The organism is Rhodobacter xanthinilyticus, assembly GCF_001856665.1.
Lineage (GTDB): Bacteria > Pseudomonadota > Alphaproteobacteria > Rhodobacterales > Rhodobacteraceae > Rhodobacter > Rhodobacter xanthinilyticus.
Genome location: NZ_CP017781.1, coordinates 1,075,924 through 1,099,503 on the forward strand (window position 1 = coordinate 1,075,924; position 23,580 = coordinate 1,099,503).

General features: G+C 64.9%; 23 protein-coding genes, 1 tRNA gene and 1 pseudogene. 12 read left to right on the plus strand and 13 right to left on the minus strand.

The window, feature by feature from the left end:
* The first annotated feature begins 6 nt into the window (after positions 1-6).
* The 3 genes from LPB142_RS05355 to LPB142_RS05365 are packed head-to-tail and all read left to right on the plus strand — an operon-like array spanning position 7 to position 2,670.
* Positions 7-867 carry a hypothetical protein gene (locus tag LPB142_RS05355; RefSeq protein ID WP_068767575.1) on the plus strand — a complete coding sequence of 287 codons (861 nt, stop codon included), beginning with the start codon at positions 7-9 and terminating at the stop codon, positions 865-867.
* Positions 864-2,231 (plus strand): hypothetical protein, encoded by a 1,368-nt coding sequence (locus LPB142_RS05360; RefSeq protein ID WP_071165741.1) that lies wholly within the window; start codon positions 864-866, stop codon positions 2,229-2,231. The genes LPB142_RS05355 and LPB142_RS05360 overlap by 4 nt, the downstream gene beginning before the upstream one ends.
* Positions 2,232-2,241: 10 nt before the next feature.
* Entirely contained in the window at positions 2,242-2,670 is a 429-nt protein-coding gene (locus LPB142_RS05365; RefSeq protein WP_071165742.1) for a VOC family protein, read from the plus strand.
* On the opposite strand, the gene pth is transcribed toward LPB142_RS05365, so the two are convergent.
* Together pth and ftrA are read right to left on the minus strand one after the other, a co-directional pair.
* Complete coding sequence (pth, locus tag LPB142_RS05370) at positions 2,671-3,351, minus strand: aminoacyl-tRNA hydrolase (RefSeq protein WP_068767572.1); 681 nt, start codon at positions 3,349-3,351, stop codon at positions 2,671-2,673. It abuts the gene before it with no gap.
* Positions 3,352-3,443: 92 nt separating this feature from the next.
* On the minus strand, positions 3,444-4,451 hold the full coding sequence (gene ftrA / locus LPB142_RS05375) for a transcriptional regulator FtrA (RefSeq protein ID WP_071165743.1): 1,008 nt from the start codon (positions 4,449-4,451) through the stop codon (positions 3,444-3,446).
* 63 nt (positions 4,452-4,514) lie between these two features.
* Here ftrA and LPB142_RS05380 point away from each other — a divergent pair, with 63 nt between their 5' ends.
* Positions 4,515-4,916: a rhodanese-like domain-containing protein gene (locus tag LPB142_RS05380; RefSeq protein ID WP_071165744.1), complete on the plus strand. Its 402-nt coding sequence runs from the start codon at positions 4,515-4,517 to the stop codon at positions 4,914-4,916.
* 63 nt (positions 4,917-4,979) lie between these two features.
* Here LPB142_RS05380 and LPB142_RS05385 read toward each other — a convergent pair whose 3' ends face one another.
* The 4 genes from LPB142_RS05385 to trpA form a co-directional block, all read right to left on the minus strand.
* Positions 4,980-5,588 carry a 50S ribosomal protein L25/general stress protein Ctc gene (locus LPB142_RS05385; RefSeq protein ID WP_068767569.1) on the minus strand — a complete coding sequence of 203 codons (609 nt, stop codon included), beginning with the start codon at positions 5,586-5,588 and terminating at the stop codon, positions 4,980-4,982.
* 101 nt (positions 5,589-5,689) lie between these two features.
* Entirely contained in the window at positions 5,690-6,139 is a 450-nt protein-coding gene (locus LPB142_RS19330; protein WP_071165745.1) for a hypothetical protein, read from the minus strand.
* Between the two features lie 71 nt (positions 6,140-6,210).
* The gene (locus LPB142_RS05395) at positions 6,211-7,374 is read right to left on the minus strand and encodes an alpha-hydroxy acid oxidase (RefSeq protein ID WP_071165746.1); all 1,164 of its coding nucleotides are present in this window, start codon (positions 7,372-7,374) and stop codon (positions 6,211-6,213) included.
* A gap of 235 nt (positions 7,375-7,609) precedes the next feature.
* Positions 7,610-8,401, minus strand: a complete 792-nt coding sequence (gene trpA, locus LPB142_RS05400) for a tryptophan synthase subunit alpha (protein ID WP_068767566.1) — start codon at positions 8,399-8,401, stop codon at positions 7,610-7,612.
* Between the two features lie 168 nt (positions 8,402-8,569).
* Between trpA and ychF the strand changes: the two genes are divergently transcribed.
* The 5 genes from ychF (at position 8,570) to LPB142_RS05425 (ending at position 13,810) form a co-directional block, all read left to right on the plus strand.
* A complete protein-coding gene (ychF, locus tag LPB142_RS05405) occupies positions 8,570-9,667 on the plus strand; it encodes a redox-regulated ATPase YchF (RefSeq protein WP_071167136.1) in 1,098 nt (365 codons plus the stop codon).
* 300 nt (positions 9,668-9,967) lie between these two features.
* On the plus strand, positions 9,968-10,750 hold the full coding sequence (locus LPB142_RS05410; protein WP_068767565.1) for a DUF2924 domain-containing protein: 783 nt from the start codon (positions 9,968-9,970) through the stop codon (positions 10,748-10,750).
* A gap of 271 nt (positions 10,751-11,021) precedes the next feature.
* Positions 11,022-11,222, plus strand: a complete 201-nt coding sequence (locus tag LPB142_RS18375) for a hypothetical protein (protein WP_083392598.1) — start codon at positions 11,022-11,024, stop codon at positions 11,220-11,222.
* Between the two features lie 245 nt (positions 11,223-11,467).
* On the plus strand, positions 11,468-12,535 hold the full coding sequence (locus LPB142_RS05415) for an integrase core domain-containing protein (RefSeq protein ID WP_071167137.1): 1,068 nt from the start codon (positions 11,468-11,470) through the stop codon (positions 12,533-12,535).
* Between the two features lie 121 nt (positions 12,536-12,656).
* Positions 12,657-13,810, plus strand: a protein-coding gene (locus tag LPB142_RS05425) for an IS3 family transposase (protein ID WP_156894319.1) whose coding sequence is annotated in 2 segments (ribosomal slippage) — positions 12,657-12,903 and positions 12,903-13,810 — 1,155 coding nt in all. Because the reading frame shifts where the segments join, the coding sequence is not laid out codon by codon here.
* Positions 13,811-14,095: 285 nt separating this feature from the next.
* Here the strand turns inward: LPB142_RS05425 and LPB142_RS05430 are convergent.
* From LPB142_RS05430 to LPB142_RS05445, 5 genes and pseudogenes are all read right to left on the minus strand, one after another.
* Positions 14,096-14,773 (minus strand): hypothetical protein, encoded by a 678-nt coding sequence (locus tag LPB142_RS05430; RefSeq protein ID WP_198037868.1) that lies wholly within the window; start codon positions 14,771-14,773, stop codon positions 14,096-14,098.
* Between the two features lie 106 nt (positions 14,774-14,879).
* A complete protein-coding gene (locus LPB142_RS05435; protein WP_071165748.1) occupies positions 14,880-15,722 on the minus strand; it encodes a hypothetical protein in 843 nt (280 codons plus the stop codon).
* Positions 15,715-17,280, minus strand: a complete 1,566-nt coding sequence (locus LPB142_RS05440) for a site-specific integrase (RefSeq protein ID WP_198037869.1) — start codon at positions 17,278-17,280, stop codon at positions 15,715-15,717. The genes LPB142_RS05435 and LPB142_RS05440 overlap by 8 nt, the downstream gene beginning before the upstream one ends.
* A 60-nt stretch (positions 17,281-17,340) precedes the next feature.
* A pseudogene (locus LPB142_RS19930) lies at positions 17,341-17,475 on the minus strand (DUF6538 domain-containing protein); the annotation flags it as partial.
* A gap of 274 nt (positions 17,476-17,749) precedes the next feature.
* Positions 17,750-18,184 (minus strand): MerR family transcriptional regulator, encoded by a 435-nt coding sequence (locus LPB142_RS05445; RefSeq protein WP_071165750.1) that lies wholly within the window; start codon positions 18,182-18,184, stop codon positions 17,750-17,752.
* Between the two features lie 92 nt (positions 18,185-18,276).
* On the opposite strand from LPB142_RS05445, the gene LPB142_RS05450 reads away from it, so the two are divergent.
* Positions 18,277-20,577, plus strand: coding sequence for a heavy metal translocating P-type ATPase (locus tag LPB142_RS05450; protein WP_071165751.1), 2,301 nt, complete (start codon positions 18,277-18,279; stop codon positions 20,575-20,577).
* Positions 20,578-20,587: 10 nt separating this feature from the next.
* Here the strand turns inward: LPB142_RS05450 and LPB142_RS19335 are convergent, their stop codons facing one another.
* Positions 20,588-20,962 carry a hypothetical protein gene (locus LPB142_RS19335; protein ID WP_198037870.1) on the minus strand — a complete coding sequence of 125 codons (375 nt, stop codon included), beginning with the start codon at positions 20,960-20,962 and terminating at the stop codon, positions 20,588-20,590.
* 44 nt (positions 20,963-21,006) lie between these two features.
* On the opposite strand from LPB142_RS19335, the gene istA reads away from it, so the two are divergent.
* Positions 21,007-22,494, plus strand: coding sequence for an IS21 family transposase (istA, locus tag LPB142_RS05460; protein ID WP_071165182.1), 1,488 nt, complete (start codon positions 21,007-21,009; stop codon positions 22,492-22,494).
* Positions 22,491-23,255 (plus strand): IS21-like element helper ATPase IstB, encoded by a 765-nt coding sequence (gene istB, locus LPB142_RS05465; protein WP_071165181.1) that lies wholly within the window; start codon positions 22,491-22,493, stop codon positions 23,253-23,255. The genes istA and istB overlap by 4 nt, the downstream gene beginning before the upstream one ends.
* A gap of 180 nt (positions 23,256-23,435) precedes the next feature.
* Here the strand turns inward: istB and LPB142_RS05470 are convergent.
* Positions 23,436-23,525 (minus strand) — tRNA-Ser (locus LPB142_RS05470).
* Positions 23,526-23,580: the final 55 nt, after the last annotated feature.

The window sequence follows — 23,580 nt, forward strand, 5'->3', positions numbered from 1 at the left end:
ACGATAATGAAGCAGTATCTTTGGCCGTTCGTCGCGGTGGCGGCGCTGGCCGCCTGTGACGGGCCGGCGGTGGTGGGCGCGCCGACGCCGGATGAGGTGATCACCGGCGGCGGGGTCTGCGACGAGGCCGCGAAGATCTATTGTCTCGATGAGGCCAACAAATTCGTCTATGACGCCAAGACCGATACGATCTCGATCAACAACCTGCCCTTCGACCTCGCGGGGCAGTATTCCGCCGTCGCGGGCATGACGATCAACGGCTATCAGGTCTATCGCAACGATGCGGGCGCGCGGACCTATTATGCGATCTATGTGCCGGGCAAGAACGATGTGACCGCGGCCTCGGTCGTGGCGACGGGCGATTGGCTCGATTACGGCTATTCGGGCACGATGTATCGCGGCACCGGCGAGGTGAACCTGCCGACCAACGCGCAGGCGAGCTATGCGGGCACCTATCAGGGCATCCGCGTCTACAAGGATGGCGGCGTGGCCGACCTGACCACGGGCGATATCAACATGGTCGTCGATTTCGAGGATTTCGACAATACCGGCGCGATCACCACCTCGATCGGCAACCGGGTGGCCTATAATTTCGACGGTTCGGTGCGCGGCGCGCTGCCGGGGCTGGCGGTGGTCGACACCTATCACGAGGATGGGGTGATCAAGGACACCACCGCCTATGAGGTCAATGCCGATGGCTCGACCGGCTCGACGGGGACGCTCTCGGGGATTTTCGGCGGCACGAACGGCGATCAGATCGCGGGGGTGCTGGTGCTGAGCGGGCAAGATGCGCTGAGCGCGTCGGGCACCAATGTTCAGGAAACCGCGGCCTTCGTGATCGATCAGGTCAGCCTGATCGTCCCGTGAGAGGGGCGCTCCAGCGGGTCGCGGCGGCGGCGCTGGCGGGGTGGCTCGCGGCGGCGCCGGCCGGGGCGGAGCCCGCGCCGGGGGCCCCGGGGGCGCAGGTGCTCTCGATCGAAGAGGCGCGCGGGCTGGCGCTCGCCGCGCATCGGGCGAAGGATGCGCGGCTTGCGCGGGGGCTCGCGCTCGCGCTCTTGCGGCGTGATCCGGGCGATGTCGTCGCGCGGCAGATCCTCGCGGCGGCGCTTTATGCGGAGGGCGATTTCGCCGGGGCCGAGGCCGAGGGCGCGCGCGCCTATCGGGCCGCGCCGCGCGGCCCGGCGCGCCATGATGCGGCGATGATCGTCTCGGAGGCGGCGTTCCAGCGCGGCGAGATCGGCACGGCGCGGCGCTGGCTGCGGCGCGCGGCCTGGTATGCGCCCGACGCGCAGGCCGAGGCGCTCGCCGTGCGGGCCTATCAAGGCCTTGCGCCGGCTCAGAAATTTACCTGGAGCTTCGATTTTTCCGTCTCGCCCTCGTCGAATGTGAACGGCGGCTCGGCGACCGATACGGTGACGATCGGCACCTTCGTTCTGCCGCTGCCGGGCGCGCTTACCGCGCTGTCGGGGGTGCAGAGCCGGGCGAGCCTCGGCGGCGGCTGGGTGCTCGGGCAGAGCGCGCGGTCGCGCTGGCAGGCGGGGGTGAGCGCGACCGGGCTGATGACCACGCTGAGTTCCGAGGCGAAGGCCAAGGCGCCCGGCGCGAAAGGCTCGGATTACGCCTTCTGGGCGCTCGAGGCCTGGGCCGCGCATCGTGCGCAGCTCGCGGGCGGGGCTTGGGATGCGCGCGCGACGGCGGGCCACAACGATTACGCGGGCGCGCCGCTGTCGAACTATCTGCGCCTCGAGGCGGGGCGGGATTTCGCGATTGCGCCGCGGATGGCGCTGCGCATGAGCGGGCTTCTCGAGCGGCAGTTCCGGCTCGATGCCAAGGCGCGCTCGGCCACGATGCAGCGGCTCGGCCTCGATCTCGGGTGGCGGGCCGCGGGGCCGGGGGCGGGGAGCTGGAAGCTCGGCAGCTATGCGCGCCGGGCGATCTCGGGGACCGATTCGATCGCCTTCGAGGGCGGCGGGGTGAGCCTCGATTACCGGCCCGAGGCGCCGCTCTGGGGGGCGGATTGGGCGCTTTCGCTCGGCTATGAGAGCCGCGATTACGCCAATGGCCGGGCCGATGACATCCTCGATGCCGGGGTTTCGGCGACGCTTCCGGCGCTGCAATATATGGGGTTTGCGCCCGAGCTCGGGCTGAGCTGGCGGCGCGACAGTTCGAACAATGTGATCCATGACGGCAGCGAGCTCGGGCTGACGCTCGGGCTGCGCTCGCTCTTCTGAGGGGAGACCGATGAAATTGCGCTATCTGCACACGATGGTCCGGGTGCTTGATCTGGAGAAAAGCATGGCGTTTTTCGCGCTTTTGGGCCTGCGCGAGACCCGCCGGATCGAGAGCGAGGCGGGGCGGTTCACGCTCGTCTTCATGGCGCCGGAGGGGCAGGAGGACTGCCCGGTCGAGCTCACCTGGAACTGGGATGGCGATGCGGGCTTGCCCTCGGACAGCCGCCATTTTGGCCATCTCGCCTATCAGGTCGAGGATATTTATGCGCTTTGTCAGAGGCTTATGGAGGCGGGCGTGGTGATCAACCGCCCGCCGCGCGATGGCCATATGGCCTTCGTGCGCTCGCCCGACAATGTCTCGATCGAGCTCTTGCAGGCAGGCGCGCCGCTGGCCCCGGCCGAGCCCTGGGCCTCGATGCCCAACACCGGGCATTGGTGATCAGCGCTTGAAACGCTCGGCGAGTTTTTCGAGCGGGCTGCGCGGATCTTCGGGGGCGGCGGCGGGTTTTTCGGCGGGTTTTTCGGGCGGTTTGGTGCCGGTCGAGGGCCGCGGCGGCGCGGTGCGCAGGCTCACCGCGTTGAGGAATTTCGCGCTCTCGCCCGCCGCGAGCGCAGGCGCACCGTCCGAGAGGCCGCGCAGCAGGTCGTCGAGCCAGTCCTGATCGGCCTTGGCGAAATCCGACAGGACGTAATTGGCGACGCGGGCCTTGTCGCCGGGGTGGCCGATGCCGAGCCGGACGCGGGCGTAATTTTCGCTCAGGTGTTGGTGGATCGAGCGCAGCCCGTTGTGGCCGGCATGCCCGCCCGCCTGTTTGACGCGGATCTTGCCGGGCGCGAGGTCGAGCTCGTCGTGGAAGACCGTGATCGCCTCGACCGGGATCTTGAAGAAATCGGCCGCGGCGCGCACCGATTGGCCCGAGAGGTTCATGAAGGTTTCCGGTTTGAGCAAGATCACCCGGGTGGAGCCGAGGCGGCCTTCGGAGACGAGCCCCTGATAGCCTTTGCGCCAGGGGCCGAAGCCGTGGTCGGCGGCGATGCGGTCGAGCGCCATGAAGCCGATATTGTGGCGGTTGGCGGCATATTTTGCGCCCGGATTGCCGAGGCCGACCCAGAGTTGCATGGCGATCTCCTGTTTGGGCGGTTTTAGCGCGGGCCGGGCCGGGGGGCCAGCCCCCCGGGCCCCCCGGGATATTTTTGGCAAGATGAAGGGGGTCAGGGGGTGGGGCGGCCAAAGCGGCGGCGCCAGGCCGAGGGGGAGAGGCCGTAGCGGGCGTGGAAATGGTGGCGCAGGAGGGCGGCGGAGGCAAAGCCCGCGGCTTCGGCGACGGCCTCGATCGGGGCGGGGGTGCTCTCGAGGAGTTCGGTTGCGCGGGTGAGGCGGGCCTCGGCGAGGAAGCGGGCGGGGGTGGTGCCGGTGGCGTCGTGGAAGCGGCGCAGGAAGGTGCGCTCGCTCAGGCCGGCGCGGGCGGCGAGGGCGCGGGTCGAGGGGGGCGCGGCGAGGTTTTGGCGCAGGGCTTCGAGGGCGGGGGCGAGGCGGTCGCCCTCATGGGCGCGCGGCACCGGGCGGGGCAGGAATTGCGCTTGGCCGCCGGCGCGGTGGGCGGGCATGACGAGGCGGCGCGCGACGGAATTTGCGGCCTCTGGGCCGAAGTCGCGGCGGATGATGTGGAGGCCGAGATCCATCCCCGCGGCGGAGCCCGCCGAGGTCAGGATATCGCCCTCGTCGATGTAGAGCACCTCTGGGTCGAGGCGCACGCGGGGGAAGCGGGCGCGGAAGATTTCGGCGTAGCGCCAATGGGTTGTGGCGGCGCGACCGTCGAGGAGGCCGGTCGCGGCGAGGACGAAGGCGCCTGAGCAGATCGAGGCGAGGCGGGCGCCTGCGGCATGGGCGGGGCGCAGGGCCTCAAGGAGGGCGGGGGGGATCGGCGCCTCGGCGCCGCGCCAGCCGGGCAGCAGGATCAGCCCGGCGCCCTCGAGCAGGTCGAGCCCGCCATCGGTTTGCACGGTCAGACCGCCCTGGGCGCGCAGGGGGCCGGGCTCGATCGCGGCGGTGGCGAAGCTGTACCAGTTCGGGCCCATTTCGGGGCGGGCGAGGCCGAAGATCTCGGCGGCGATGCCGAATTCGAAGGTGCACAGCCCGTCATAGGCGAGCGCCACGACCCGCGGGCGGGGGAGCGGCGGGAGGGTCAGGTTTGGCAGGATATTTGCGATCGTTGTCATGGTGCCAGCTTACGCGGCGCGGGGCGGGCTGGCAAGCTGGGCCCATCAACGAAGGAGAGAGTGATGAACCCCGTTTTGAGCCGCCCCGCCCCCGCCCCCGAGAGCCTGATCGCCGCGCTGGAGGCGCAATGCGCGCTTCATACCGATTGTTCCGATGTTCATGCGGCTTTTGCCGCGCCGGGCGCGCCGGGCTTTGTGCTTTTGCATACGATGGGCACGCCCGAGACCTATGCGCGCCGGCATGTGCCGAACGCGGTGTTCTTGCCGCATCGGCTCATCACCGCCGAGCGGATGGCGGAATGGCCGGGCGAGACGCTGTTTGTCGTCTATTGCTCGGGGCCGCATTGCAACGCGGCCGAGCAGGCGGCGCTGGCGCTGGCGCGGCTCGGGCGGCCGGTCAAGATCATGCTGGGCGGGATCATGGGCTGGGAGTTCGAGGGCTTTGCCTTTGCCCATGGCGCCTGAGGGGCCGCAAAAATGAAAACGCCGGGCCTGGGCCCGGCGTTTTGCTTGTCGGAACGGATCCGATCAGCCTTCGGCCGCTTCGTCCGCATCGGCCGAACGCAGGCCCGAGGGCGCCGCGATATTGGCGATGACGAAGTTGCGGTCGATGGTGGGCTTGCAGCCCGCCGGCAGCTCGATGTCGTTGATGTGGATGACATCGCCGATTTGCTTGCCGGTCAGGTCCACGGTGATGTGATCCGGGATGTCGCCCGCGAGCACTTCGAGTTCGACTTCCGGACGCACGATGGTCAGGGTGCCGCCACGCTTGATGCCGGGGGCGGCGTCCGCGTTGTCGAAGTTCACGTGGATGAACAGGTTGATGCGCGAGGCGCGGTGGGTGCGCATGAAGTCGATGTGGGTCGGCAGGTCCTTGACCACGTCTTTCTGCACGCCGCGGCAGATCACGCGGACGTCTTCCATGCCTTCGACCTTCAGGTTGAAGAGGGTCGACATGAAGCGGCCCTTGCGCAGGCGGGTGAGCAGCTTGTTGTAGTCGAAGTTCAGGGCAACCGGCTCTTTGCCGTCGCCGTAAACGATGCCGGGCACATAGCCCTCACGACGTGCTTGCCGAGCGGCCCCCTTGCCCGTCCCCGTACGCACGAAGGCTTCGATCGTTTCGATCTCTTTCGCCATTTTCGTATCTCCAAGTTAAAACCCGGGCCTCCTCCAAGGGTGCAGGCCCATGAACGCGTGCCGATAAGCCCTCGGCCGGGCTTTGGCAAGGAGAAAGTGGCTCAGGAGGAGATCCGGGCGGCGAAAAGCGATTCCGCCGAGGCGCGGGCGAGGCGGGCGTCGACGGCCTCGGTATCCTGGCGCGTGGTCAGGAAGCCTTGCAGCGCCGCATCGGCGTCTTCGCGGCTCATCGCCTCGTCCACACGCTCGCGAATATTGGCGATCACGCTCGACATCGGCACGCCGACGGCAGGGGCGGGGGGCGCCTCGGGGGCGGGGCTCGCCGCGGGCTCCTCCGGCGCGGGGGCGGTGGCGGCTTGCGCGGCCATCACGGTCTGCGCGATCTCGTCGAGGGGGCGGGGGCCTGCGGTGCTGTCCCGGCCATAGAGATCCTCAAAGGCCGAGCGGATATCACCGCCTTCGAGCTCATTGGCCGCGGCGGCGGTCGCCGCTTCGGTGCGGGTGCCGCGGGAGGTGAGCGCGCTGAGCGCGGTCGCAGAAATCTGGGTCATGGCGGGTTCTCCGCGGGTTGCTAACGCCTCCTTGATAGCAAAGAGGCGTTAATCAGCCGTTACCAACCGCCTTACTCATAGGCCTCGAAGAAGCCTTTCGGCACCAGCAGGTTCTCGCGCCGCAGATCGGCCACGCGCCGCTCGCCACACAGCGCCATCGAGGTGTCGAGCTCCTTGCGGATCACCTCGAGCGCCGCGGTCACGCCGGGCTCGCCCATCGCGCCGAGCCCGTGGATATAGGCCCGCCCGATCATCACCCCCTTCGCGCCGAGCGCCAGCGCCTTGAGCACGTCCTGCCCCGAGCGGATGCCGCTGTCGAGCCAGACCTCGGTCCGCTCGCCCACCGCCGCGACGATCTCGGGCAGAACCCGGATCGAGGAGAGCGCGCCGTCGAGCTGGCGCCCGCCGTGGTTCGACACCACGATCGCATCGGCGCCCACTTTCGCGGCCATCTCGGCATCCTCGGCGTCGAGGATCCCCTTCAGGATCACCTTGCCGCCCCACATTTCCATCAGCCGCTGGATCCGGTCCCAGTTGAGCGCCTGGTCGAACTTTTCCGCCGTCCAGGAGCTCAGCCGCGAGGGATCCTCGACGCCGCTGACATGGCCGACGATATTGCCGAAGAAGCGCCGCTTGGTGCCCAGCATCTCGATCCCCCAACGCCATTTCGTGGCGAGATCGGCGAGCACCGGCAGCGTGAATTTCGGCGGCGCGGTGAGGCCGTTCTTGAGATCCTTGTGGCGCTGGCCGAGGAGCTGCAGATCGACCGTGATCACCAGCGCCGAGCATCCCGCCGCGCGCGCCCGCTCGAGGATGCGCTTGTTGAAATCATCGTCAGTGAGCGTGTAGATCTGGAACCAGAACGGCGCGTCGCTATGCGCTGCGACATCCTCGATCGAGCAGATCGACATGGTCGAGAGGGTGAAGGGCACGCCAAACTTCGCCGCCGCCCGCGCCGCCTTGATCTCGCCATCGGCGCGCTGCATGCCCGTAAGCCCGACAGGCGCCAGCGCGACCGGCATCGCCACCTCCTCGCCCAGCATCGTCGAGCGCGTCGAGCGCCCGGTCATGTCGACGGCGACCTTCTGGCGCAGCCGGATCTGGGCGAAATCACTGGTGTTCTCGCGGAAGGTCTGCTCGGTATAGGAGCCGCTTTCCGCGTAATCATAGAACATCTTCGGCGTGCGCTTGCGGTGGAGCCGCTTGAGATCGTCGATGCAGGTGATAACGGGCATGGCTGGCCTCCTCGAATTGGTTACATCTTGTTACCAATGCGGGGCGTTTTGCGCAAGGGCAGCGGCGCAGGGGGCGCTGCCCCCTCTTCGGCCTTGCCGAATTCACCCCCGGGATATTTGAACATCATTGAAGGAGGAGAGGGCGCCCGCTTTCAACGATGCGGAAATATCCTCGGGGGGCTGCGCGGCAGCGCAGCGGGGGCAGACAGCCCCCTCCGGCGGTGCCGCCAAGGCCTCAGGCCGAATGTGCGCCTTTGGCGAGCGCCGCGATCGTGGCGAGCACGGCCTCGGGGCTTTTGCCCGCGCCGATTTCCTTGACGATCGCCGAGCCGACGACGCAGCCGTCGGCGACGCCGGCGATGGTCTGGGCGGCTTCGGGGGTCGAGATGCCGAAGCCCACGACGACGGGCAGGTCGGTCGCGGCCTTGATGCGGGCGACTTCGGGGGCGACATCGGCGGCTTGCGCGGCCTGGCTGCCGGTGATGCCGGTGACCGAGACGTAATAGACGAAGCCCGAGGTGTTTTGCAGCACCGTCGGCAGGCGCGCGTCATCGGTCGTGGGCGTCGCGAGGCGGATGAAGTTGATGCCCGCCGCCTGCGCGGGCAGGCACAGCTCGCTGTCTTCCTCGGGCGGCAGGTCGACGACGATCAGCCCGTCGACCCCGGCGGCCTTCGCATCGGCGAGGAATTTCGTCACGCCGCGGTTATAGATCGGGTTGTAATAGCCCATCATCACGATCGGGGTCACGTCATCGGTCTTGCGGAAGTCGGCGACCATATCGAGGGTCTTTTGCAGCGTCTGGCCGCCGTCGAGGGCGCGCTGGCCGGCGAGCTGGATCGTCGGGCCGTCGGCCATCGGGTCGGTGAAGGGCATGCCGAGTTCGATCACATCGACGCCCGCCGCCGGCATCCCCGCCATCACCGCGGCCGAGGTCGCGATATCGGGGTCGCCCGCCATCAGATAGGCGACGAAGGCCTTTTTGTTCTCGGCCTTGAGGGCGGCGAATTTGGCGTCGATGCGAGTCATGGCGTTTCCTTCGGATCTGTCGCAAGCGGTTTGCGGCATGGGGGGCGGAAAATCAAGCGTATGCGGCAGGATTTGCGCGGCCCGCGGGGGCGGGCGGGCCCGCGCGACTTGCCAGCGCGCCCCGGCCCGCGTAAGAGGCGCCAAACGCACGCCAGCGAGGGGAAGATCATGGGTTTCAAGATGGGGATTGTCGGCCTGCCGAACGTGGGCAAGTCGACGCTGTTCAACGCGCTGACCAAGACCGCCGCCGCGCAGGCCGCGAACTTCCCCTTCTGCACGATCGAGCCCAATGTCGGCGAGGTCGCGGTGCCCGACAAGCGGCTTGACCAGCTCGCCGCGATCGCGGGCTCCAAGCAGATCATCCCGACGCGGATGACCTTCGTCGATATCGCGGGGCTCGTGCGCGGCGCCTCGAAGGGCGAGGGCTTGGGCAACCAGTTTCTCGCCAATATCCGCGAGGTCGATGCGATCGCGCATGTGCTGCGCTGTTTTGAGGACGGCGATGTGACCCATGTCGAGGGCCGCGTCGACCCGGTGGCGGATGCCGAGACGATCGAGACCGAGCTGATGATCGCCGATCTCGAGAGCCTCGAGAAGCGGCTGGCGAACCTCACCCGCAAGATCAACGCGGGCGACAAGCAGGCCAAGGAAGATGCGCGGCTGATGGGGGCGGCGAAAGAGGCGCTCGAGGCCGGGCGCCCGGCGCGCACCGTCACGGTGGCCGAGGATGACCGCAAGGCCTGGAACATGCTCCAGCTCCTGACCGCCAAGCCCGTGCTTTATGTCTGCAACGTCGAGGAAGCGTCGTCGGCCACCGGCAACAGCCAGTCGGCGCGCGTGGCCGAGATGGCGGCGGCGCAGGGCGCGGGGTTCGTGGTGATCTCGGCCAAGATCGAGGAAGAGATCAGCCAGCTCGACGCCGAGGAAGCGGTGATGTTCCTCGAGGAGCTCGGGCTGCATGAGGCGGGCCTCGACCGGCTGATCCGCGCGGGCTACGAGCTTCTCGGCCTCGAGACCTATTTCACCGTCGGCCCGAAAGAGGCCCGCGCCTGGACGATCCGTCAGGGCACGCTCGCGCCGCAGGCCGCAGGCGTCATCCACGGCGATTTCGAGCGCGGCTTCATCCGCGCCGAGACCGTCGCCTTCGACGATTACGTCAAATACAAGGGCGAGGCGGGCGCGAAGGAAGCGGGCAAGTTCCGCGTCGAGGGCAAGACCTATGAGGTCAAGGACGGCGACGTGCTGCACTTCCTGTTCAACGCCTGAGGTGGATTGACCGGATTCAGTGGCGCGCCTAATCTCGGCGCACGAGTCAATTTGCCACCGAATTTCTAGTGCCGGCGACGCGTTTGAAGCGCAGATTCGGGCATGGATCCGGGGGATGAAACACAGTCATCTGCTCGAGACGGTTGAAGCCGGCGCGTTCGATGGCGACGATATCCGTATCGATGACGGGGTGTCTGAGGCGCTTCACCTCCGTGCGCTTGGGCGCGGGGCGGATTGGGTCGCGACCGGATGCCGTTATGATTATGTCGATCCAGATAGCGCCTTTGGCGCACTGAAGCTGTGCTGCGCAATCTGCCGGGGCGGGGGAACCTGCTGCGGGTGCGAGCGCAATGCCTTGCGCGGGAAACGCTCGTGCGGCTCGAGGTGCCCAAGCGGACCCATCTGATCCGCATGCTTCTCGATGAGGGGGCGGTGCTTGATGACGGTTTGTTCCGCCCGGCCTGTGCGCCACACCGTCTGAGCGACGACTCGGCCGGTTTGGATCAAGCCGAGGCGATCATTCGCGGTGCGGCAGTCTCCTCCTTGCCGGTTGTTTATCTCTCCGCGCTTGAGGGCGGAGGATGGGCGCTTCGGCGCGACGAGGTCGCCCGCCTGGCCACCGATCTCGGTGGGGTCGCGCAGGTTGTTTGTGAGCCTTCGCGAGAGTTTTCCTTCCGGCTGGACCAGAGCGTCCTATCGCGCATCGCCGCCCTCAAGGCCATGTCGGTGAAAGAGTTGAAGGCCGAATGGGAACGGCTCCTCGGCAGCGCCGCGCCGAACAACAGCCGCGCCTTTCTCGAGGCTCGCATCGCCTATCGCCTGCAGGAACTGACCTATGGCGGTACCGACCACGAAACCCGCCGCATGCTGGACCTGCTCGCGGACGAGGTCGAGGGCGTCTCCCGCCGCAAGAACCAGATCGCGGACGGGGCACTGGTCTTGCGCACGCTGCGCGTGAATGCTGCGGCCAAGCTCGGCAACGCGATGCAAATCGGCGACCATTCCGGCGTTCCAGCCGGCAACGGTTCCTTCGAAATGCGCCGCCAGAGCTGCCCGAATGGTTGGGGCCTCTCCCTCGAATGACACAGGCAGTTCATCCTCGCCGAAGTGCCGAACGAACAACGCCCGCATCAGGGCCGGATCAATGGTCTTGAGAAACTTCGGATTAACAAATTTCTTGAGATCGGAACCCACGGGAATACCTCGCAAACGGCCGGCGTGTTCTGATTATGTTCCAAACGATGGATCAACCATAAGTCGAGTCCGGCCTTTCGCATAACCGCCATCTTTCCCTGTGGGACGTTTCTCGGCTCGGCTGAGTAGAGGCAGGGCAAGCCAACACGGACTTGCTCGCATGAAACGCCCCAATCCCCTGCCACCCGACCAGATGACCGCCGCCGAGCGCCGCGCCGAATTGTGCGGGCTGCTCGCCCTCGGGCTGGTGCGTTTGATGCAGCGAGAACGCGGCAAACCTTCTGACGATACTGGAGAAATTCCGGAGGGGATGGGCCTGCCGTCGAACCTTCTTCACCACCTAATTCATTGTTTTATATGACACTTATGGTGACTTAAATGGTCATCTGGTTCAGTCGCGACTGGCAGCGAAACGGACGACTGTGGTCCCTATGCTGTCATGCGGAGATCAACGGACCTGTCCGCTGCGGCGCGCTGTGGATTCACGACGGCCATCACCCGTCCCGCGCGTTTTTGGCCTTCCTGAGAGGGGTGCCAAAATGTAGCCACGTCTCATCGCATTGACATGACGGCAGTTTTTTAAGCGCCGTGGTGGAGCCCGGCAAGATGAATTCGACGTTTTCCCTCCTTCTGGTCTTCCTGGCCCGGTTCTTCATGCCGCGGCACAACGCGCAGATGCGGCTGCTCAAGGCCCAGATCCATATTCTCCGGGCCCGCATCCCGGCGCAAAGGATCATCCTGTCGCCCGCCGAAAAATCCGAGCTGCTGCGCATCGGGGCGGAGTGCGGACACGATATCGACGGGCTCATGGAGGTGGCTAGGCCCGCGACCTACAAGCGCTGGCTTGCCCAGATGCGTGATGGGCGCGCCTTCAAAGCCGTGGGCAGGCCGCGCCTGACGCAGGAGCTGCGCGACGTCATCATTCGCATCGGCTCGGAAAATCTCCTCTGGGGCTACAAGCGGATCGCCGGGGAGCTGAAAAAGCTCGGGCTCTATGCCGGCGCCAACTCGGTCAAGCGCATCCTCGATGAGGCGGGCATCCACCCCAGCCCCGAGAAGCGGAAGAAGAAGCCGGCCCTGCCGTGGACCACCTTCGTCAGGGCACATATGGAAAGCATGGTGGCCTGCGACTTCTTCACCAAGACTGTACTTACCGCCCGCGGGCCGCTGACGGCCTATGTGCTGATCTTCATCCATCTCGGCAGCCGCCGCGTGTTCTGCAGCGCCCCGACCTACGCCCCCGACTCGGCATGGGTGACCCAGCAGGCCCGCAATACGCTGATGTGGTGCGCGGACCAGGAGATCACGCCGGGTTTCCTGATCCGCGACGCCGACACCAAGTTCAGCGTCAGCTTCGATGCCGTCTGGGCGTCGGAAGCTGCCCGGGTCATCCAGATCCCGCACCGGGCGCCGAACGCAAATGCCTTTGCGGAATCCTTCATCGGCACCATCAAGCGCGAATGCCTGGATTTCTTCGTCTGCTTCAGCCGGTCCCAGCTCGATTACATCCTGCGCACATGGGTGCGCCATTACAATGTCGAGCGTCCGCATCGGGGGCGGGAGATCGGGAACAATGTGCTTCAGGTCGATTTCAGCCCCGCCCGCGACGGCCCGATCCGCCGCCGGCACCAGCTCGGCGGCATCATCACCTCCTACACCCGCGATGCGGCATGATCCGCGGTCTGGAATCTGGTCTCAGCGTGGCCACATGGCGCGCCCGGAGGTGTTGACCTGCCCCCCGGAAGTTCCCTCGCTGTGATGTAGAGTCTGCCCAACCTGAGAAGGAGCAGACGACATGAGGAAAAGCCGGTTCACCGAGGCGCAGATTATCGGGATGATCAAGGAGCAGGAGGCGGGTTTGCCGACTTCCGAGCTTTGCCGGAAGCACGGGTTGAGCCCCGCGACGTTCTACAAGCTCAAGGCGAAGTATGGCGGGATGGACCTGTCGGACGCCAAGCGGCTGAAGCAGCTCGAGGACGAGAACGCGAAGCTGAAGCGCCTTCTGGCGGATGCGATGCTGGACAACGTGGTTCTGAAGGATCTCTTGGGAAAGCCCTGACGACACCGGTGCAACGGCGGGAGGCGGTGCTGCGGGCGATGAGGGATCATCCGATCTCTCAACGCCGGGCCTGCGTCCTGATCGGTGTCGATCCGAAGACGGTGCGGCGTGACAGGCCGCTCGATAACCCGGAAATCCGTGAGGCGATGCACAAGATCGTCGAGAAGCGCCGTCGCTTCGGCTACCGGCGCGTGGGTATCCTGCTGGAGCGCAAGGGCATGATCATGAACGAAAAGAAGCTCTACCGCATCTACCGGGAAGAGGGCCTGTCGGTGCGTCGACGCCGTGGCCGCAAACGGGCGCGCGGCAGCCGAACGCCGATGCCGGTGCCATTGCGCCCGAACCAGCGGTGGTCTTTGGACTTCCTATCCGACACGTTCGGGGCCTGCCGCAAGTTCCGCATCCTGGCCGTCAACGACGATCGCTGCCGCGAGAACCTTGCCCTGATTGCCGACACCAGCATCTCGGGGGCCAGAGTGGCGCGGGAACTCGATGCGCTGGTCAGGATTTACGGCAAACCCGCTTGCATCGTTTCTGACAATGGCACCGAGTTCACCAGCAAGGCCATTCTGAAATGGGCTAACGAGAACGGCGTCGAATGGCACTACATCGATCCGGGCAAGCCGCAGCAGAACGGATTCATCGAGAGCTTCAACGGCAGCCTGCGCGACGAATGCCTGAACGAGGAGATCTTCGACAGCCTGGCCGATGCCCGCCGCAAGCTGGCACTCTGGCGCTACGACTACAACAACGTCAGGCCGCATTCCTCGCTGGCCAACAAGACCCCGGCAGAAGCGCGCCGGGCGCTTGAGCAATCTGAGGGCTCCGCGCCCGGCGCGCTTGCCACACCCGAAACCAACCAATATCAACCCCAAGGACTCTCGTTATGAACGAGGGACGACCGGGGGGCAGGTCAGCGCCTAGGGGAAGGAAATAGCGCCGTGAAAGCAAGAAACCCGGGCCTCAACCCCGGTCTGCGGAGGGGGTTCGACAGAGACACACGAAATGTCCCTGCCGAAAATGTCCCCCCGCGTTTCCACAGCGGAGGCCAGCTAAAACCCATGGGATCAGGGGCTTATCGCAGGATTGACAGTTCTGGATTATTGTCCCTCGTTCGGCTGGGCCAGAGCCTGCTTGCGATCAAAAAAGCACCGACGGCAGGGACGACATCAGCCTTAAGCGAACGGGGTTGCGAGGACGCGCCTTTCCATCACGTCAAGGAACGCAGGGTCATAGGCTTCATCAACATGGTTGTTGTTCCATAGGCCCGAGCGGCGGACCTTGACGCGCGTGCAGGCGTGACCCAGCCAGTTGGCCGACGGTGGATCAATCTCAGTCTGCCCCCACCCACTCAGCAGCGCGATGGCCCCCCGTTCGATGACCCCACGCTCACTTTCGGCCCCCGGATCATCGTCAACGGAAAGCCACAGGACAGGCATCGCCCCGATGGTTCGGCTGACCAGCCGCTCCAGCTCAATCTCTGCCGCGCGGACAGGGCTTGACGCGTTGCTGCGCTGGGTGTCCCAAGTCGGGCAGGAAAGCCCGTCACGGGCGATCAGAGCGCTTCCTACCAGCAACCGGAAGATTGACCCCCGGTGATTGCCCCCGCCGCTCCTGAGCGCCCCACGGTGCTGGGACAGCCGGGTCCAGAGCGTGGTCTTGGAGCCGGGTTTCAGGGCATGGGTTCCGACACGCACAACGCGGGCACCATCGCCCGAACCGCTGCGCTGCTCTCCCAGCTCGAAGAAGAAATACACGCCGCGCAGCGGGCAGTCCCGGCTGGCGCTTTCAGGTAGAGTTCGAATAGTGCCTTGCCTGCCTTCAAGCATTTTCAGGATGTCATAGAAACGCATTATGTCTTCTACCCGAGAACTCATTCCCATCTTCCCCGTGAGAAGTGCGACACGAGCGCAGCGCGTGGAGCTACTGTCACCATGTCCATTTCTTTATGTCCTTTGGTCAGAATGGTGACTGTATTTCATGATTATTAAGTATCTTATCAATTTGGTCATAAAGGATCGGACCTTTCCCGAGATTTTCTTGTATGAACATGTGATAGAACTCGATAGCCACCGGCCAAAATCGGCGCGTGACAGAGATGGCCGGGTAGTGAAAAAACTTCTTTTCGAAGTGTTCGGCGTTGCCGTCGAAGGCATCGCCTTCAACTTTGGCAACTTCTACTGCCAGGCCCACCCCCGCCGAAAAACCTGACCAGTTCTCCACAACAGTTCGCAGGATGTCAGGCGCAAGGCCTATCGGCGCGTCCTTGACCATCCCGACGAGCAGGCCGAAATCGTCTCGCTTTTCTTTTCGCCCAGTCGCCTTTCGCCAGTCAGCGACCATGATGCGGGCAAAGTCCTCGTGCGTCATGTCGGACGGAGCCCCGATCCTGAACAACTTGCGGGTTCTTTTTTCGATGACCTTGGTGATGGTATGAAACGGAGGCTTGCTGACGATCCGCTGCACCTGCTTAGAGCTGACACCAACAGCCTGTGCCAAATCTTCGTGGGTGATCCCAGCCCAGTCGCGCCCCTCGGCATGGATCGGGGATAGTTCTGTCCAGTGCTTGACCTGAGCGTAAATTTTCTTGGTGGTCCCATTCAGGATGTCTGGTTCGGGCTGAGGCGTCTTGCAGAGTTTTTGATACTGTTCGAAGCCATATGTCGTGAACTTCCCGCTATCGACGGGCGGCGGCACAAGGGGCTTTGCTGGCTCGCCCTCGAAAATTTGCTTCTTGAACTGCTGCTTTGCAACGGCTGTGAGCTTTTGGAGCCAGCCTTCGGTCGGGGGAACGTCAGCCATGCTCGCCCCCCTTATCCCAGCCGAACCCAGTTGCATGGCTGAGGTCGAGGCCGGAGTATTGCACCTTTTCGATCTCTTCTTTCAGCCGCCCCAGCGAAGCGCCCTTGCCGTAGCCCCAATGGGCCGCATCGTCAGCATGGCCGCAAAGCTGCATGGCGATGGCATCGGTTACGTTCGCATCGTGCAGGGCATCCACAAAGTTGTGGCGAAAGCTGTGGAACACATGCAGCGGCGTCCTGAACCCCCAGGCATTGCCGAGGTTGTACCAAAACTTTGACCATGGCTGACTATAGGTGCCGTCACTGCCGAGCTTGAGGTCCGGGAATATCCGCCCTTTGCCCCGGCTGGCCACATAGTCGAGGAAACCAAGGGCAAGGATCGCCGAATGGATCGGCACGCGGCGATAGCTGGACCCGGTCTTGAGGTTCTTGATCTCCTCCGCCTCTTCGTCCTCCCATTTCGAGATGTCGAAATAAGTCACGCCGTCTTCTGTGCGGATGTCCGATTTCAAAAGCTGAATAATCTCACCCGACCGCATCCCCGCGTAAAGCGCGATCACGGGCACCCAATAGCGACCGTCCTTAAGCCGCAGATCACCCGGCACGCCTGAGTGCTTCAAGCTCCGCCGCCCAGTGTAGATCGGGGTCTTGAAGATCAGCTTGAGCTGATCGGTGTCGTAGGGCAGGCGCTTGGGCTTGCCCTTGGGCGGCTTCTTGACAAGCAGCTTGAGGTCAGCACCCGGAGCCTTGGGCAGATATTCCTCGGCCACCATCCACGCGACGAACCGCTTGAAGAAATCAAACCGCTTTTTTTGCGTCTCATAGCCCATCTTGGGTAGGTCATGCCCCGCCTTGATCGCCGCGACCGGGTCAAGGTCGCGGGTTTCAGGCTTCTTCTGATAGTGCGCCGGTATCTGCCCGATCAGGTCGCGCAACGCCTTCATGTCGGCGGTATCGAGAAGCGAGGCGGGCTTGTCGAAGTCGATCACGGCGCGGGCCAGATCAAACGTCAGGCGCAGATCGCCAAGGGTCTTTTCCTTGATGTTCTGGGTGGCCAGTGCCTGCTCGTACTTGATTGCAAGCTCCCGCAGCGGCGGGGCGGGGGCGACCGCTAGGGGCGCTGGCATCGAGGCAGGGGGAACAATCGCCGGGATCACCGCGTCCGGCGATGAGGTGACACCTGCGAAAAGCGGATCGGCAATCTGCGTCTGGGCATAATCGCCGTGCAGCTTGGCGAGAAGCAAACGATCCGCCTCGATCTTCGCCCGCAAGAGCCCCGTCTGGGCACGTTGGAGCGCCTGATAGCGGCTGGTGAAGGTGCTTTGGGGGATGGCCTCCACAAGAGCCGTTGCCTCGCTCTGGATGTCGCTGGGGAAGTCCCTGACCGCAAGACGCCGCCTGAGGAGGGCGAGCCGGGTTTCCAGCGTGGCGATGCAGTCCTCGACGTCCACCTCCGCTTCGGGGGCGAAGATGTCGGCAAATTCCTGTCCCCAATCCAGCGCCTCGCGGAAATAGTCGCGGATCGCCTGATCTATCGCCGCATCTTGCCCCTGAGCCATCCTCCGCGCCTCCGTCACCACGAGATCAACGTGATTGCTGATCGTGCGGCATCGCATGAGAGCCAATGATCGCTCAGCAGTCCTTAAGGAAATCTTAACCTCTTTTCGGCCCGCGACATCCCACAAATCCTGTGGAACCGAGGCGCGAAAATAGAAGGTCCGCCCGCGCGTAACCAGCCGTGGTATCGTGGCCATCCTTGCCCTCACTGTACCAGTTGACTGTACCAGGGCGCAGGTATTGACCTTCACGAAAACGGGTATCGTTTAATATCAGCAAGTTAGCGGGGTAATGGCGGAGGGAACGCGACTGCCGTCGAACCTTCTCTGGGAAAAACTCCATGAAATCAATGCTTCATGACGTCGTGGGAGAAGGTTGCATCGGCTGCTGAGCCCCGTTGCGCGAGAACTCTGGTAGTCACGGAACGCCGCATCTTGGGCCAAGGACTTTCGGCAGCAGCGCCGGGACCTGTCAGGTGGTTTCCTGCGGGCCATGGTGGGGCGCCGTGCAGTGGCCGTGATCCCCAAGCACCTCGATCACCCGGCAGTCGCGGATCGCACCCCCGGCGCATTGGACGACCATGCGTTCCAGTTCCGCCTTCAGGGCAGTCAGCCGGGCAATGCGGTCCTCGACGGCCACCAGTTGGGCCCGCGCGATGGCGTCTGCGGCGGCGCAGGACTGGTCGGGCCGGTCTGACAGGCTGAGAAGGTCGCGGATCGCATCCAGCGGGAAACCGAGTTCACGGGCATGGCGGACGAACCTCAGCCGGTCTTGCGCCATCTGCCCGTAGAGACGCTGGTTCCCGGCACTCCGCTCTGCCTCGGGGAGGATACCGATGTCCTCATAGTATCGGATCGTCGGCACCTTGACGCCGGTGGCCTCGCTCAGTTTTCCGATGGTCAGCATGATATGTCCTTGCACCTCTAGTGGCTAGAGAGATTACGAAGGACTCTGAGAGAATTCAACCGGTGCAGGCAATGCACAGGGAAAGGTATGGAATGTCAGGGAAATCAGCATCCGAATCGCAGGAATGGACAGTGTCCGGCATGGACTGCGCGTCCTGTGCCGCCAAGATCAGGAGCGCTGTCGAACGGTTGCCGGGCGTATCGGACGTCAACGTCGCGATCATGTCCGAGAAGCTGACACTGAAGCTGGAGCCCGGCACCACGCCGCGCGACAAGATCGAAGCCGCGGTGGTCAGCCTTGGCTATGGCATCGGCGCGACCCGGGCCGGCAAGGCCAGGGCCTTCGTGCTGCCGGGCGGAGCAGACGCCGCGAGCGGCAACGACCTTATGGGGCCTGACAGCACCGAAAATGCAGGGCACGACCACGCCCCGCCCTCTGCCAGCGCCGAGGGCCACAGCTCGCTCCCTGACCACGATCACGGCAGCCCCGACCACATCCACGATGACCCGGCCGACCGTGGCAAGCGCTGGTATCAGACGGCCAAGGGGCGACTGGTGATCTTTACCGCGCTGCTGCTGGCGGCGGCCTATGCCGTGAACCTTGTCGCGCCGCAAGTCGGCCGCTGGGCTTTTGTGGCCGCCTGCCTGATCGGCGTTGCCCCGGTGGCGCAGCGCGCCTTCGCTGCGCTGCGGATGGGCATGCCCTTCACCATCGAAAGCCTGATGACCATCGCGGCCATCGGTGCCTTGTTCATCGATGCGGCAGAGGAAGCGGCGCTGGTGGTGTTCCTGTTCGCCGTGGGCGAGGTGCTGGAGGGCGTGGCTGCTGGCAAGGCCCGCGACGGGATCCGGGCGCTGGCCAATCTGGTGCCCAAGACGGCCCAACTGGTCACGGGCGAGACCACGCGCGAGGTGCCAGCCGCGAGCCTGTCCGTAGGCCAGACCGTCCTTGTCCGCCCAGGCGACCGGATTCCTGCCGATGGCGAGATCACCGGAGGCACCTCGGGTGTGGACGAAAGCCCGGTCACCGGCGAAAGCGTGCCCAAAACACGCGGGCCCGGGGATGCGGTTTTTGCGGGTGCGATCAACACCGAGGCGGCCCTGCGCGTGAAAGTCACCAAAGGCCCGGAAGACAACACCATCGCCCGCATCATCCGGCTGGTCGAGGAGGCCGAGGAGGCCCGCGCGCCGACCGAGCGCTTCATCGACCGCTTCAGCCGTTGGTACATGCCCGCCATCGTCGCCGTCGCGGCGCTGGTCGTCGTCGTGCCGCCCCTGGCCTTCGGTCAGCCGTGGGACACCTGGGTTTACCGCGGCTTGGCACTTCTGCTGATCGGCTGCCCCTGCGCGCTGGTCATCTCGGTCCCCGCCTCCATCGCCTCGGCCATGTCGAGCGGGGCGCGACGCGGGCTCTTGATGAAGGGCGGTGCGGTGATCGAGGCGGCGGCGAAGGTCGATGTCGTGACCTTCGACAAGACCGGGACGCTCACGCATGGCCGCCCGCAAGTGACGGATGTGGTGCCGTTCGGGGCCACCACCGAAGCCGAGCTTCTGGCCGTTGCGGCAGGGGTCGAGACGGGGTCGAGCCACCCGCTGGCCATCGCCATCCTGAACAAGGCAAAGGACGCAGGCATCACTGCGTTGTCGTCGCAGGATGCAAAGGCGCTGATGGGCAAGGGGGTTGTCGCAACCGTGGACGGCGCTCCCGCATGGGTGGCCTCTCCGCGCTATGCAATGGAGCATGGCGGCCTTGATGGCCTCGGCCTGCGACAGGCCACGGCCTTCGAAGAGGATGGCAAGACCGCCGTCGCGGTGTTCCGCGAAAAAACCCCGCTTGGCCTGATCGCCATGCGGGACGAGCCGCGCGCGGATGCCAAGGATGCCGTGCGCCAGTTGACGGCGATGGGCGTGACCGCGGTCATCCTGACAGGCGACAACCCGCGCACCGCCGCCGCGATTGCCGGAAACCTGGGGCTCAAGTTCGAGGCCGACATGATGCCCGAAGACAAGCTCGCCTATATCCGCGAGATCGGCACCCAGGGCGGCGTGATGATGATCGGCGACGGCATCAATGACGCGCCCGCGCTGAAACAGGCGAGCGTCGGCGTGGCGATGGGATCGGGCACAGACGTGGCGCTGGAAACCGCCGATGCGGCGATCCTGCGCGACCGGGTGACCGACGTCCCCGCGACGATCCGCCTGTCGCGAGCCGCGATGGCCAACATCCGCCAGAACGTGACCATCGCATTGGGGCTGAAAGCCGTGTTTCTGGTGACCTCGGTTTTCGGTCTGACCGGCCTGTGGATTGCGATCCTGGCCGATACCGGGGCGACAGTGCTTGTGACCCTGAACGCCCTGCGCCTGCTTCGGTTCAACCCTGAGCGTGAGAGCTGACATCATGATCTCAGGTTTTGGCTGGGCCGCGTTGGCCCTTCTGTTCGGCTATCTGGCTCTGTTCTTCTGGGGTAGTGCGCTGGCGGCGCAAGCGGCGGGTCGGCCTGTCTGGCTGTTTTCGCGCGCCACGGGACGCGACCGTCTGGCTGCGATGGGCTTCCGTCTCGCCTTCGTACTTGCCTTTTTCGGGCCACTCCTCTGGCTCGCCATGCCTGCCCTGCACAAGGTCGATCCCCTCTGGACCGAGGGGGGTGCCGTGGTCCTCGGCCTGATCGGAGTATTTGTCGCCGGACTTGGCGCGATGGTCGCCTGGAAACGGCGGTGCAAAATTAGGCCACGGTAGCGGCGGGATCGTCTCGCTGCGGGCGGAGTAAAATCCTGCCACTTTTCCCTTCTTGCGGCAGCAGGGAGGGTGGGGAGATTTATACCGTGGAACTTTACAAGAAGGTTCGCTTGGCGTGTGCCGAGGGCATGAGCGCGCGGGCGGCGGCGAAGCATTTCAACATTTCGCGCGGGACGGTTGAGAAGATGTTGGCCTTCTCGGTGCCGCCTGGCTACCGGCGGGACAAGCCGATCAGGCGGCCGAAGCTGGACGGGTTCACCGAGTTCATTGACGCCTGGCTTGAAGCCGACAAGGCGGTGCATCGCAAGCAGCGTCATACGGCCAAGCGGATATGGGAACGGCTTCAGGCCGAGCATGGCTTCACCGGCGGCTATACGATCGTCAAGGATTACGTGCGTGAGCGTGAGCGGCGGACACGGGAGATGTTCGTGCCACTGGCCCATCCGCCGGGCCATGCTCAGGCCGATTTTGGCGAAGCGGTCGTCGTCATCGCCGGTGTCGAGCAGAAGGCGCATTTCTTTGTCATCGACCTGCCGCACAGCGATGCCTATTTCGTCCGGGCCTATCCGGCGGCGACGGCGGAGGCCTGGATAGACGGGCATGTCCGCGCCTTTGCCTTCTTCGGCGGGGTGCCGCAGTCGGTGCTCTACGATAACGACCGCTGCCTGGTCTCGAAGATCCAGCCAGATGGCACGCGCATCCGCGCCACGCTGTTCAGCGGCTTGCAGTCGCATTACCTGTTTCGGGATCGCTATGGTCGGCCCGGGAAGGGGAACGACAAGGGCGCTGTCGAGGGGATGGTCGGCTACGCCCGCCGCAACCACATGGTGCCGATCCCCCACTTTGCCAGTTGGGACGCCTTCAACGCCGACCTTGAAGGGCAGTGCTGCGCACGCCTCACGCGCATTCTTCGGGGTCACAAGGAGACGATCGGCGAGAGGCTGCAGCGCGATCTGGCGGCGATGCGCCCATTGCCTACTGCCCCGTTCGACGCCTGCGACCAAGCGAGCGGCAGGGTCAGCTCGCAGTCGCTCGTGCGCTATGACACCAACGATTACTCGGTCCCGGTCGCCTATGGCCATCAGGATGTCTGGATCCGCGGCTATGTCGATGAGGTCGTGATCGGCTGTCGCGGGGAGGTGATCGCCCGACACCCGCGCTGTTACGATCGCGAGGACATGATCTTCGACCCGGTTCACTACCTCCCGCTGATCGAGCGCAAGATCAATGCCTTGGACCAGGCTGCGCCTCTGGCGGAATGGGACCTGCCCGAAGAGTTCCAGACTTTGCGCCGCCTGATGGAGGCGCGCATGCTCAAGATGGGGCGCCGCGAGTATGTGCAGGTGCTGCGGCTGCTTGAGACCTTTGGCATGGATGACCTGCATGCCGCCGTGAAGAAGGCCCTGAAGCTGGGCGCGGTCGGCTTTGACGCCGTGAAGCACCTCGTGCTTTGCCAGGTCGAGAAGCGCCCCCCAAGGCTTGATCTCGATGTCTACCCCTACCTGCCGCGGGCGAACGTCGAGACGACGCGTGCGGCCAGCTACATGGCCTTGATGTCGGAGGCGGCGGAATGAGCGAGGCTCCGAAGATCCTGCTTGCCCACCATCTGAAGACGCTGAAGCTGCCCACCTTCCTGCGGGAACACGAGAAGGTTGCGCGCCAATGCGCCGCCGAAGGGTTGGACCATGTCCAATTCCTGTCGCGCCTCGTTGAACTGGAACTCATTGACCGCGAGCGGCGGATGGTCGAGCGCCGCATCAAGGCTGCGAAGTTCCCGGCCACCAAAAGCCTCGACAGCTTCGACTTCAAGGCGATCCCGAAGCTGAACAAGATGCAGGTGCTGGAACTGGCGCGCTGCGAATGGATCGAACGGCGTGAGAACGTGATCGCCCTTGGCCCCAGCGGAACCGGCAAGACCCACATTGCCTTGGGCCTCGGGTTGGCGGCCTGCCAGAAGGGCATGTCTGTCAGCTTCACCACCGCCGCCGCGCTGGTCAACGAGCTGATGGAGGCGCGAGACGAACGTCGGCTGCTGCGCGTCCAGAAGCAGATGGCTGCCGTCAAGCTGCTGATCATCGACGAGCTCGGGTTCGTGCCCCTGTCAAAGACCGGCGCCGAGCTGCTTTTTGAGATGATCTCCCAGCGCTACGAGCGCGGTGCCACGCTGATCACCAGCAATCTGCCCTTCGATGAATGGACCGAGACCTTCGGCACCGAGCGGCTGACCGGCGCGCTCCTCGACCGGTTGACCCACCACGTCAACATCCTCGAGATGAACGGCGAAAGCTATCGCCTCGCGCAAAGTCGCGCGCGCAAGACCGGCGACAACACCTGATCCAAAGTATCAGACTTGGACCTGACGGTCCAAGGCGGCCAGTCACCCGCAAGCTATATGGAGAGCGCGGCTGACTGGCCGCCGCCCATCAGCCGCGTCTCGCGCAAACCCAAAGTGGCCCAATTTTGCGCCGCCCCGTGGCCCAATTTTACTCCGCCGTTGACACTTAGATAGGTAAAATGGCGGAGACGAAGGGATTCGAACCCTCGAGACGGTTTCCCGCCTGCACCCTTAGCAGGGGTGTGCCTTCGACCACTCGGCCACGTCTCCGCCGCCTCGTATATGCGGCAACTGCGGGCGGGGCAAGTGCTTTTGCCGCACCTTC